At 54.9% G+C, this 11,508-nt stretch carries 11 protein-coding genes and 1 pseudogene; 7 read left to right on the top strand and 5 right to left on the bottom strand.

The genetic code is table 11. The annotated features are described in order from the left end of the window. On the bottom strand, positions 1 to 734 hold a 734-nt coding region (gmd, locus tag BMZ91_RS20350; protein ID WP_092842421.1), incomplete at its 3' end, for a GDP-mannose 4,6-dehydratase. Positions 735 to 1,063: 329 nt separating this feature from the next. On the opposite strand from gmd, the pseudogene BMZ91_RS20345 reads away from it, so the two are divergent. Then, a pseudogene (locus BMZ91_RS20345) lies at positions 1,064 to 1,306 on the top strand (IS6 family transposase); the annotation flags it as partial. A gap of 230 nt (positions 1,307 to 1,536) precedes the next feature. Here the strand turns inward: BMZ91_RS20345 and BMZ91_RS20340 are convergent. After that, positions 1,537 to 1,884, bottom strand: a complete 348-nt coding sequence (locus tag BMZ91_RS20340; RefSeq protein WP_092842420.1) for a DUF4326 domain-containing protein — start codon at positions 1,882 to 1,884, stop codon at positions 1,537 to 1,539. Further along, on the bottom strand, positions 1,856 to 2,566 hold the full coding sequence (locus tag BMZ91_RS20335) for a hypothetical protein (protein WP_092842419.1): 711 nt from the start codon (positions 2,564 to 2,566) through the stop codon (positions 1,856 to 1,858). Before BMZ91_RS20335 ends, BMZ91_RS20340 begins: the two co-directional genes overlap by 29 nt. A 799-nt stretch (positions 2,567 to 3,365) precedes the next feature. On the opposite strand from BMZ91_RS20335, the gene BMZ91_RS22145 reads away from it, so the two are divergent. Beyond that, on the top strand, positions 3,366 to 3,515 hold the full coding sequence (locus BMZ91_RS22145) for a DNA cytosine methyltransferase (RefSeq protein ID WP_218145707.1): 150 nt from the start codon (positions 3,366 to 3,368) through the stop codon (positions 3,513 to 3,515). On the opposite strand, the gene BMZ91_RS21280 is transcribed toward BMZ91_RS22145, so the two are convergent. Together BMZ91_RS21280 and BMZ91_RS20325 are read right to left on the bottom strand one after the other, a co-directional pair. Further along, a complete protein-coding gene (locus tag BMZ91_RS21280) occupies positions 3,512 to 4,753 on the bottom strand; it encodes a PP_RS20740 family protein (RefSeq protein WP_143076425.1) in 1,242 nt (413 codons plus the stop codon). The two genes, BMZ91_RS22145 and BMZ91_RS21280, sit on opposite strands and share 4 nt — an antisense overlap. After that, entirely contained in the window at positions 4,750 to 6,696 is a 1,947-nt protein-coding gene (locus tag BMZ91_RS20325) for an ATP-binding protein (RefSeq protein WP_092842417.1), read from the bottom strand. The genes BMZ91_RS21280 and BMZ91_RS20325 overlap by 4 nt, the downstream gene beginning before the upstream one ends. A 703-nt stretch (positions 6,697 to 7,399) precedes the next feature. Between BMZ91_RS20325 and BMZ91_RS20320 the strand changes: the two genes are divergently transcribed. The 5 genes from BMZ91_RS20320 to BMZ91_RS20300 form a co-directional block, all read left to right on the top strand. Further along, entirely contained in the window at positions 7,400 to 7,585 is a 186-nt protein-coding gene (locus tag BMZ91_RS20320; RefSeq protein WP_092842416.1) for a hypothetical protein, read from the top strand. A gap of 77 nt (positions 7,586 to 7,662) precedes the next feature. Then, a complete protein-coding gene (locus BMZ91_RS20315) occupies positions 7,663 to 8,865 on the top strand; it encodes a DUF6538 domain-containing protein (protein WP_092842415.1) in 1,203 nt (400 codons plus the stop codon). A gap of 47 nt (positions 8,866 to 8,912) precedes the next feature. Next, positions 8,913 to 9,041, top strand: a complete 129-nt coding sequence (locus BMZ91_RS21995; RefSeq protein WP_281243409.1) for a hypothetical protein — start codon at positions 8,913 to 8,915, stop codon at positions 9,039 to 9,041. 51 nt (positions 9,042 to 9,092) lie between these two features. Further along, positions 9,093 to 9,926 (top strand): hypothetical protein, encoded by an 834-nt coding sequence (locus tag BMZ91_RS20305; RefSeq protein WP_092842413.1) that lies wholly within the window; start codon positions 9,093 to 9,095, stop codon positions 9,924 to 9,926. Between the two features lie 338 nt (positions 9,927 to 10,264). Further along, on the top strand, positions 10,265 to 11,508 hold a 1,244-nt coding region (locus BMZ91_RS20300; RefSeq protein WP_092842412.1), incomplete at its 3' end, for a primase-helicase family protein.

Below are 11,508 nucleotides of genomic sequence, written 5' to 3'. Positions count from 1 at the left end.
GGCTCGTCCTGTTGCAGCATCATCCACTGCATGCGGACATAATCCTTGGCATGGCCCCAGTCGCGCAGCGCGTCGATATTGCCCATGTAAAGACAGTCCTCGATGCCCTGCGCGATATTGGCCAGCCCGCGGGTGATCTTGCGGGTCACGAAGGTCTCACCGCGGCGCGGGCTCTCATGGTTAAAGAGAATACCGTTGCAGGCATACATGCCGTAAGCCTCGCGGTAATTGACCGTGATCCAATAAGAATAAAGCTTGGCCACCGCATAGGGCGAGCGCGGGTGAAACGGGGTTGTCTCGGTTTGCGGGGTTTCCTGCACCAGGCCGTATAGCTCTGATGTCGAGGCCTGATAAAAGCGCGTCGTCTTGTCCAGGCCGAGAAAGCGCACCGCCTCCAAAAGACGCAGAGCCCCGATCGCATCGACATCGGCGGTATATTCCGGCGCCTCGAAACTCACTGCGACATGGCTTTGCGCGCCGAGATTGTAAATCTCATCGGGGCGCACTTCCTGAATGATGCGGGTCAGGTTCGATGTGTCCGACAGATCGCCATAATGCAGGTGAAGCTTGGGGTTCCGCTCGTGCGGGTCTTCATAGATGTGATCAATCCGCTGCGTGTTGAACAGCGACGCCCGCCGCTTTATTCCGTGAACCTCATAGCCTTTTTCCAAAAGAAATTCAGCCAGATACGACCCGTCCTGACCGGTAATGCCTGTGATCAGTGCTTTTTTCATGCGGCGCTCCTCAATTTACCGGCGGACTTTTTTGCCTTTCTAGCAAGACGGCCCGAAATACACACCCGTTGTTTTCAAGGCCGACAGCGCAGAACATATTGGCCGTTCCCGCCTTGCCCGCCATGTCAACCCGCCGTCACAAGCCGTTGGGCAGGGACCGTTCCCCCTGCTCCGTCAGGCTACCTCTTGCGGCAAGGCTATGGGGGGCATAGTCAGGTGTGGACGGTTCCTGTTTAGCAAGGTTTTTTTGACGTCGTGATCGTCGCGGGTTGCGGTCATGTGTCCAGCCTGTATGCGCGGCACCGATGGCCGCTACCGTTTGGGGAGGACGGCAACCACCCCATCTCAATAATCGCTTCGAAGGGTCGCACAGGCCGACCCGACGGCGAGAAAAATGTATGGGGTGGTTCAAATCCCCCGGCCAGACGCAACAATTTCTCTCCGTCCACGATCAAGTCCATAATGTCTTCCGCCCGCGTCGCCACACAAGGTCAGCCGCTTGCTACCTTCAATCCAGAGCCGACACACATTGGTTCTGGGACGTCATCACACGTGAGTTGATGGCTGCTTGAGCTCCAGCGTTCGGCCTTCGCTGCCATGATCGTCAATAACTTGACGATGCCGATGAGGTAATACATTTCGCTCGTGCTCATCTGAAAGCAAAGAGGCGAACCGCTCAAAAAGTTCAAGACTGATGCGGCAGGCGACAGGTTTCACCCGCGCCGGACTCTTGGGACCTTTATTCTACAAAGAGTTAGCTGGTGGGGTTTTCGTCCAAAACGGTCCTCCGCTACCAATACTTTCAAATACTTACACGAAAAGCGTTTGTATGTAGGGCTTGCCGCCAGCTTTGAGAAACCAAATTTGAATTTCTAACGGCTTGGATGGGTGTATTCGCGATTTCAAGCAACACATCTGCGTGGCACGGCTGGTCGAGTGGGCCCCAGCACGCGAGGTCTTTGCCTCGCAGTTGACGCACAACCGCTACCGAAAACTCGGCGCCGCAGGTTTGCGCGCCTCCAAGGTCAGAGCATATGCAAGTGACGCCACCAATATGAATGCGGCCTGAGGGGATGTTGCGCCAGTTCGACAGGTCTGTTGGTGCAAACAGCGATAGCTGTTCAGTCGCAGTATCGTGACCGCACCACATAGTGTGGCACGACAGGATAATAATCATGCTGTTTCAGAGTCAGGTTTCGATCAGGCAAACGCTCATCAAAATATTTCAGTTGTTCGTTCCGGGTCTTGATCCATCCCCGGCGGTCGCCATCCCGCGCCAGTTTTTCTTTCAAAGAGGGCGGCATCCGTGATGGAAAACCTGTTCTCAATGACTGGCAAATGAGCTGGTCCTTGACGGCGGCGTCTACAAGCTGACCGGGCTTGAGGTCCGAAATATTCACCAAATGGCCCGCTTTGGTTGCCAGGTTGCGAATTTCAAAGGTCAGTGGGGTCTTCAACTCAAAAAACCGGGTACTTTCGCCCGGTCCAAATAGCCTGTCTTCGCCCTGCCAGACGTCTCCGACCGCAAACCTCAATCTGAATACGCCCGGTGGAACAAGAACTTTGAAGAATGCGCCACCGATGATGTAGGCCGCCAGGGCGTCTTTCCCGGTTTTCTCGTCGATCAAGGTCAGAAAGTAATCTTGACCCGCAGGCGTCTTGACCTGAAGCGGAAACACAGCGGGCAAACCGGTCCGGTTCCACATCAGGCCGGTCGTTTGGGCCGGTCGCGCAGACTCGTCTTGTCCGGCACTTGCGAACTCAGGTGGCGCGCAAAGAAACAGCGCGAGCGCAAGTAGTGCCAGGCTTCCGATATGGATCAGTTTTGACAAATCAGCCTCATTGCCAAATTTCCCTCATGCTCCTGACACGGTAAGTATAACAGGTTTTTCCAAACTCGCGAGGGGCGACCCGCCATCTGTTTGCCAGAGCATCCTGATGTATGTCACGCGCCCCTGTCGCGCTATGTCCTGTCGCCCCCTTTGTCTTCGCCAAGCGTTTGCGCATTGCGCATCGTCGGATGGCGTCTGATCGGGGCATTGGGCGGGTGTGACAGCCTTGTGTTACAGGTGTCTTTGACTGGGGCCCACCCGGGACAGCGGGCTGAAGGCCAGCTTTTGATTTCTTGTATTTTTGCGAGTGACTGGCTGGGGTGGTAGGATTCGAAGCCTGACGATCTATTGGTACCCAAATTATGCCGGTCGTCGGCGGTTGGGGCAACGGGTGGGGCGATCGCAATTGCGGACGTTGAAAAAGGCTTGGGCCAATGTCAGGAGTGCGCAATAGCGGAGTTTGCAAAGTCGCGGTCAGCGCCTGCCGGAGCGACGTGACCGGCCCAAACTGGTCGTTCGGTACGATGTCCCGATGCTGCATAAGCAGCCCACACCGTGGACTTTCAATTGTGCTGTTCTCGGCAAGATTTAGCCTGTACGGCCAGAGCGCTGCCGATACCAGAGGTGTTCGGGGAAACTCCGACCACCTCTTTGTGAGTGATGAAAACGTGCACTCGATACCTCTTTAGACCGCTAAGCATACACAAAACAGCTGCGGCTAAAGGGGCAACCAATTAAGTTTTTCGCGTAGGGACATTCAGTCACCCTAAAACTGTTGCCAGACCATGCGCCCTTAAACGTGTTCGAAGCGATGACCTTGCAAGGGTTCCCTAAGAGGTTCGTCTTGAATGGGACGATGTCGTCTCAAATTACCCAAGTCAGCGAAGCAGTGCCTCCTCCGTTCGCAAAAGCAGTAGCAAAATCAATTCTTGCCAGCATGCACAACTAGACTGTAGGTGCTGCCACCTGACCAGCCAGTTCCATCGGGTCACCTGACAACCAATTATCGTACCCATTTTCAGGATGATCGACGTCATACCCAACGGAACCTAAAAGGGCTTTAGTTTCAGCCACCAAGGTTCTTCTTAACTCCTGATCGTCGGCAAGCCTTTCATCTATGTTTTCTATTTCGATCGACCTTCGGAGCGCTCGAATGTGGTCAGAAATCGCCGCTTGCCCCGTCTGTGATTGGGCATTCGGCGTAAGTCCCGTATTATCAAGAATCGGTATCTGCCTTGGCAAAAATAGATAACAAGTTGAGATCATGTTCGGCACATACGGCTCTCTCCTGAACATTGAATAACAAATTGCTGGAAGTTTTTTGACATTGAAATTTGCCTGTTCAGCTAAGTGAACAAGCCACTTTGAGACCCCAAGAGTTATTGATCGCACAAACTCGTGTCCGTTTTCCTGAGACACACGTACCAAATACTGCTCAATGTCCTCGCCATCAGAATAACGCCCTGCTAGCTCATCGGCAAATTCAACATCGACGGCAACGTTTTGCCGTACTTGGTCATAGAGGGCTCTTTGTGCCTCTCCTGATACGCTGTCAGTTTGAACTGGCGTGGTAAGATACAGCAACCAAGGCTGACGGTTTACGTTCAGTTGATAGTCTACAATCGTTCGTATTGCGTCAACGAGCCGCCCGGTTTGGTTTCCGTTTGCATTGGCTATGGGCTCACATGCGTCGATGTTAACGATGCTGTATGGGCCACCTCGTTCCATCAATGTCTTTGCTTGTGAATTGACTCTCGTAATTTCTTCAAGTCGCGAGATGTGGACACCGGATCCCGGTAGCACTTGGGTGCCTCTATCTAATTCAAATTGCTGGGTGTTGCGTCTTAAGCGGACTGCTTCAGTTTCACGTACATAGCAGAAACCAGTATAGTGTAGACTAAGGTTCTGCTCCGCACATACGTCCGCCATAAGTTTCACATCAAGTAAATCCGGACCGGGTAGGGTTAAATACCTTACTGGAGAATTAGCGTCCAGATGACCTGCATCTTTCAAGCGTCCAATGGTACTTTTGGCGTGGCGAACCCACTGGTGCTTTCGCACAAACTGCTTTCTAGGTTTGTGCCATGGCGAAAAACTTAGAGGCTCAGGAGATGCAATCTCTCCTGTATCCTCTGGAAGAGCAAAGTCGTCAAAGCTCTCTTCCGGTACATCTATCTCAATGTTCATGCGTCGTCTTCAAAAATTGTTGCTATATCAAATAGGAGATCGGCACGGCGCTCATCATCAAGCAGCTCGAGAATGCCATATGCGTCCAAAATAATTGAGATCGCTTCGATACGGTCTGGGCGTCCAATCCTCCTTTCTTTGATTCTGGGTTGATCCCACGAAATCTCGTTTCCACCAACCTTGACCGGTAAGCTATCCCCATGATTGAGAGGTCTTGTCTCAATTGTTGGCAAGCCAATGTCATCACCCCGCATTCGTTCCCAAACTTCACCGGCTATGTCAGTCAATTTCGAAGTTACATCGGTGCTAATTCTCTCAATTTCTATTTCGCGCACCTCGCGACCAATTTTTTTGTGCTGGGTCGCAAACTGTCTAAACGCGTTATGAAGCCACTTCTGAATATAGAGGTAGTGGGCATGACTGGTATTGTACGATTCTCGATCGATATTCAGAGCACCATCTAGCCCTTCAAGAACAAAAATCTCGCAAGTTACTTGTTTCTTCCGCGTTTGTTCGGCGATCTGATAGCCAAGAAAATCTGGATCAAATAGAGTTCCGCTCGCGCCGTTGACCCTTATAAGCGCACCTATGCTTTCTTTTGGAATGATTTTCGAATTCCAATAAAGATACGCTTCAAAGGCGAGCTTGCCGCCAGACCTGTCAGCCGAAGCGTCCCCAAAATTGGTCTCAACTTTGCCTGCGAAAAACATCGGACGAGGAAGGTTTTTTGACCCTTGCAGCACTTCCGATAGCTTGACAGGTCTGAAGAGTTCAACTCCGTCGATGAACACAGTAAACTCTGACAGAGGGTCCTTGGTTCCGGCCTCCAATCCCATTGCTGTTCGAATGCTCTGATCGCCAGTAAGATCGATTCTACTGGCTCCGCCTTTAGGTTTGTTTGAAAGCTCAAAGAAATCAAAATTTGTTAAACCTGTGAACTCAAAAGGATGCGTTTCCAAATATTTAATTGGGCTACCTAGACTCAATCTCCACACCATCTTCAGATAATTGTCGAGGTGCGATAGATCGGTTCGGTCGCTGGAGTTCCTGCCAAGTTCAATAGTTCTGTCAAATAGTTTTTGAAATTTCTCTTTTGGACTGTCAGTTGCGGTCCACGGTAAACTTGAAGGTATCGATAATTCGCCGTTCGCACCCACTCTTCCGATATGAAAATTGGGTTTTGACACGATGTCAAATAAGCCAAATGTTTCTTCGTTCTCTTGCTCGTCAAGAGCATCCCATATTTCACGACTTTGCAGTTTTTCCCGTACCGCGCGCTGAATATTCATCAAAACAATAGTTGTTCCATGAGCGTCGATGTCGGAAGTCTTTTCTGCGACCACTTTATAAGTGCCACTCGCGTAGGTCTCGTCGGCTTCATCGGTGTGAGCATTTTCCCGATATGTGTTTATTTTAACAGTGGCCGATATTCTCTCTGAATTGCCTTTGCGCTTCGTAATGATTTGGAAGTGATTTGTAAGTTGTGCAACAGCAAACAGGCCAATCCCAATTTTGCCAATTAGCTTTCTGCCAGAAGGACTTTCTGTAGGATCACTCGTGTTTACCGTGCCCAGCGATTTTCCCCGAAATGTCCGTTTTGAACTGCCACCAATGTTTGTAAGCAGGTCTGCTACAGTCTGGCTATCCATACCTATGCCATCGTCGCTGATCCGCACCTCATTAAAAAATGGGTAGTCGCAGTCAATTGACACTGAAGTCGCATCTGCGTCGTAGGCGTTCGAAACAAGTTCTCGAAATGCCGACCAAGGTTCACGATAGATCCCGTCGGTGACTCTGGCAATGATCCTATCATTTGTTTCCAGACGTCCCTCAGCAGCGGTCCCATCTACAAGACTGTTGCGTATATTACCTTCAAGCTCTTGAGTTTTTTCGTTCACAGATATGGGCAACGTAATGCCTCCAAGAAAATCCAACCACAGCAAGGCTGAATCGAACCTATCAAAATCCTACGATTGATACCTGCTAAAAGCTGAGGGCTCAACTGCTGCTTGCGATCGTTCTATAGATGAGCAGAAAGATCGGTACGCAATAAATCGTCAGCACCCATGCGTCACCTTCGAAATTGATCCGTTGATGTGACAACTACCGGTCTTCAGTGCTAGAAACTTGGTTGGAACAATTCATCCAAGGGTACTGCGCTTGACAGTATTAAATACAATTTCGCACGCGCAGCAAACGTCTCCTCTCCGCCGACACTGCATGTGTTCGACATGCTGTGTCAGGACGATCCGAAGGTCAAGAAGGGCTGCAAGCTGCCGTTTGCTTGGTGTGCATCAAATGGTGGCTTTTTACTTGTCGCGCATGATCACCCCCTCAAACCGAGCAAACCTCCGTATCTAAAATAGGAAGTAGATACAGGAGGATAATCTGATGAAGACCCTAGCTGCCCTCGGCGTTCTCGCCGGGGGTTTTTTATTGTCGCCGCCCCCGAGGTCGGTGGCACTTGCGCTGCTCTGGCTTGGAGCACGGGCGCACCCGGTCATCACACTCGCTGTCGTGCTGGCTGTCGCTCACGCGTGGAGGGCAGGCCATGACTGAGGTGCTGTTCCTGTTGCTCGCGTTCGTCATCGACTGGCGGCTGGGCCTTGCCGTGCTGCTGCTCGATGCTGTCTGGGGAGTGGTCACATGATCGCCCCCGGTGACATTGTGGTGATCAGTGCCGGGGACGACTGGCCGGAGCACCTGTTCCGGGTCGAGGAGGTCTGGGAGGACTGTGTCGGGGGCATCGCGCTCACGGGTCCAATGGCGGGGGCCTACGGGCAACCCGAGTACGACCTGATCGTCGGTGTGGTCGGCAAGGAAGACCCATAACCCAGCGGGTCCCTGAAAACATTCGGAAAATCTCAAATCATCATGAAACTGGGGCGGATGCCCCAAAAGGAGGAAGCATGCGCATAGCTTACGCGTATCTCAAACAACAGACGTGGCTCTATCGCCGCAACTATCCGAAGGCCCTGCAGCCGCTGCTGGGGCAGGCCCTGAAACAGTCGCTGAAGACCGGGGACGCCAAGGTCGCCAAAGCCCGGGCTGCGGAGGTCAACGCGACCTACGAGGAGATCGTGGCCAAGGCCAAACAGGGGGTCGTGGAGGAGACACCCGTCACACCCGTGGCTGCACCGGTCTTCAAGAAGGTGTGCCCCGTGATCGGGAGGTCTAAGGTTGCTGATCTGGCGCGGGAGTACCTGAACGAGCGGTCCGACCAACTGCGGCACGGCGGCTTCAAGTCGGTTCGGTTCTCGGTAGGTCTGCTTGTCTCGTTCCTCGGCTCACGTCCGGTCGCGTCGGTCTCGCGGGACGACGGTCAACGGTTCGTGCGGCTGACCGGGCAGTTGTCGCGGCACGTCGGCAAGTCCGAGCGGCACCGGGGGCTTGGTCTGGAGGCGCTGGTGGCGCGGTCGGAGGGTCCCGCGATCACACCGCAGACCCAGAGGCGGATACTGTCTCAGGTGAGCCACTTCCTGGACTGGTGTGTCTATCGGGGTCACGTGGCCGACAACCCGTTCAAGACGGTCCGGGTCGAGCGGCGGGGCAAGGTCGCGTCCTATGTTCCACCCACCGATGAGGAGGTGCGGCGGCTCATCGACCTGAGCGATCCGGTCCTCGGGAACGTGCTGGTCTTCTGCCTCCTTTCGGGGCTGAGGGCCGGTGAGGCCGTGGGGTTGCTGCGGGAAGACCTGATCTGGAAGGGGAACCTCGGCTGGTTTGTCAACGTCCGGGCGAACCGGGTCAGGCAGCTCAAGACCGATGCGGCCGAGCGGCAGATACCGCTGCATTGCGGACTGATGACCTTTGTTGAGGCTGGGTCGGACGACCGGCTTTTCCCGGACCTGACCGTCGCGAGAGTGACCAAGCGGTTTGCCCGGGTCCGTCGGGAGGTGGGGGTTGAGCGCCCGGGGCTGGTGTTCCACTCGACGAGAAAGTGGTTCATCACCCAGTGCGAGCGGACGGGTGTGCCTGAGCACTTCACGGCGTCTCTGGTGGGGCATCAGTCGGCTCGATCAGAGAACCGGCTGACCTATGGCATCTATTCCGCCGGGATCAGCGACACCCAGAAGCGAGAGATCGTGGACGGGGTGCGGTTGCCGGTATGAGGGACCCGATACCTGACATCGACGCGTTCGAGGAGAGGGCCGCTATCGTGGAATACGACGGCGGCCTTTCTCGTTCTCGGGCGGAGGACGTGGCGGCGCAGGCGCAGGGCTTCCACGATGCTGACCACTACTGGCAGGTTCTGGCCGATTATGTCGTGACCCGCAGGCTGAAATGAGACTACCCTCGGCTGGCTGCGGCTGGCCGGGGGCAAAAAGGAGACATCATAATGCGCGTCTTTAGAGTGACACGGGCCGTTATCCTGGGCGGACTTTTTGCTTTATCGCTTTCGCTCAACGTTGCGACAGTTGCCTTCAACTCGGTCGCGGTGCTGGTGTCGGGGGCGTATGAGGCGGTGACGGGGGCCGCCTCGGTTCTCGGTGGGCTGCGACGTGATGCGGACAACAAGACCAAGAAGATTGCGTCCATGTCTGATGATCTGGTGGCCAAGAATCGGCGCATCGCTTCCATGTCTGATGATCTTGAGATCAGGAACCGGCGCATGGCGTCCATGTCGGATGATCTGGTGGTCAAGGATCGTCGTATCGCCGCGCTGTCAGAGGACGTCGCTCTCCGGAACAAGCAAGTGGTCGGTCTGACCGATGAGGTGACCGAGCTTCGGCAGGCAAAGACCTTGACCTACCGGGGGCAACGTCGGCTGGTCGGAGAGGCTGTTGGGGATACGACAACCAGAGTGTCACGCCGGATAGCTTCGGCGGCTGCGAGAAGTGCCGGGTCAGTTGCGGCTGAGGCGATTCCCGTGGCGGGTGTGGCAGTGGTCCTTGGCGTGACGGCGTGGGAGCTCAAGGATGCCTGCGACACGATGCAGGACCTCCGCGAGTTGGACCTGGCCTTTAATCCTGACACATCGCTTGATCCGGAGGTCTCTGAGGTCTGTGGGCGAACGGTCCCGAGCGGTGAGGAAGTCTGGCAGACAGTCAAATCGTCACCCGGCAAGGCTTGGGCCTCCGCGAGAGAGCATTTGCCGGACTTGCCCGAGTTGAGCATGCCCGAGCTTCCCGAATTCAGCGTTCCAGACATCAATTGGAGGTTCTGGGACTAACCCCTCGGCTGGCTTCGGCTGGCCGGGGGCGCTTCGGCTCCTTTTTTCTTCTGAGAGCCACGGATTGGGTCATAGGGCACCGCGTGGCGAGCCTGTCTGGGTTGTGCAATCCGAGGACAAATCCGTGCTCTGTGCGGCGCTCTATGGCGGGTGCGACGGGAGGCTTGATGCCGCCTCTGATCGAGCTGTGACACCCCCGAATCTGACGTTTTCTCGAATTACATGAAAGATGGCACCTAAGTATATGATATAAAGCAACAATACTGGAAATATGCCTTCCAGGGGACGCTACAGCAGAAAGCAACCTGCTCGCTGCCCATCACAGGAGACATATTTACATGACGAAAATCAATGAAGATCACCGCCGGGAATTGTCCCGCGCAATCGCAAGCTGGTACGTGCGAAAGGACAACAAGTACTATCGGGTCGACGCGCCGGGTGTGGCGATATCTCAGCCGGACGTGAAGCAAGCAAGCTTCGCGCGCATCCGCAGAGAGTTCCCCCATATTGAGCTGGACATTGACCTGCTACGCGCGGCCTTCAAGGTCGCATTCGGCCTCTACCCTGAGGACACGTCGGAGGCGATCTCCCCATGGTCCGGACGACTCGTCAGCAGACCCGGGGATAGCCGCAGAATCATGCTGGAGGATGGCTTTGCCACCATCAACCTGTGGCGACCGCCCGTCTATCGAGATCGACGGGGCAACGCGGCTGACTGGGGGGCCACGGGTGAGCTGCTGGAGTGGCTGATACCGGACGAGAGCACCCGGAGACACGTGACCGACTGGATCGCGTGGAACTTGCAGAATGAGGCTGACCGACCGACTTGGTCGCTGTTTCTGCATAGCAAGGCCAAGGGAACCGGCAAGAGCCTGCTCTGCCAGGTCCTGGAGGCCTTGTTCGGAGCGGCCAATACCACGTCGCAGAATGGCATCACCAAGCTGACGGGGCGGTTCAATACGACGGTACTGCTGTCCAAGCTCGTCGTCTGCGAGGAGGTGAAGCTCAAACAGGGGTCGAGCGCGGCCAATGACCTCAAGACCTTCATCAGCGAGCCGAGAGTGCTGGTGGAGCAGAAAGGGCAGGAGGCCTACCAGACCGATCAGCACTGCTGCTTCGTCTTCACCAGCAATCACCTGCCGCTATGGTTGGAGGCGGATGATCGTCGGTACTTCATTGTCGACGTCGAGCATGAGGGCCACGCCAGCGGACCACGGACAGAGGCGTTCCAGCAGGTCGTGCGGCGGGTGCAGGAGCAGATTAACGACCCGGTGGCTCTGGGGGCCCTGTATAACGCTCTGATCCACCACGAGGTCGCGGAGGGCTTCAACGCCAAGTCACTCAACACGACGACCCACGCGACACCGGTGATGCGATTTATCCAGGATTCGAGCAGGCAGGTCTCGACTGAGCGGCTGGAGGAGTACCTCAATGGACGGGACCAGAACTTTATCACGCAGAGTGATCTCGTTCACTATGTCCAGTCGACGATGCACGCGAATACGGAGACGATCCGCCACAAGATGCTGGAGCTTGGCTGGCACAAGGTCTCGGTCAAGTGGGGCGGTGTGGACTACGCTCG

Origin of the sequence: Roseovarius lutimaris, assembly GCF_900115165.1 — a bacterium.
Classification (GTDB): Bacteria; Pseudomonadota; Alphaproteobacteria; order Rhodobacterales; family Rhodobacteraceae; genus Roseovarius; species Roseovarius lutimaris.
The sequence above is the reverse complement of the archived record's forward strand: the minus strand, read 5'-3'. Positions and strand labels throughout refer to the sequence as shown.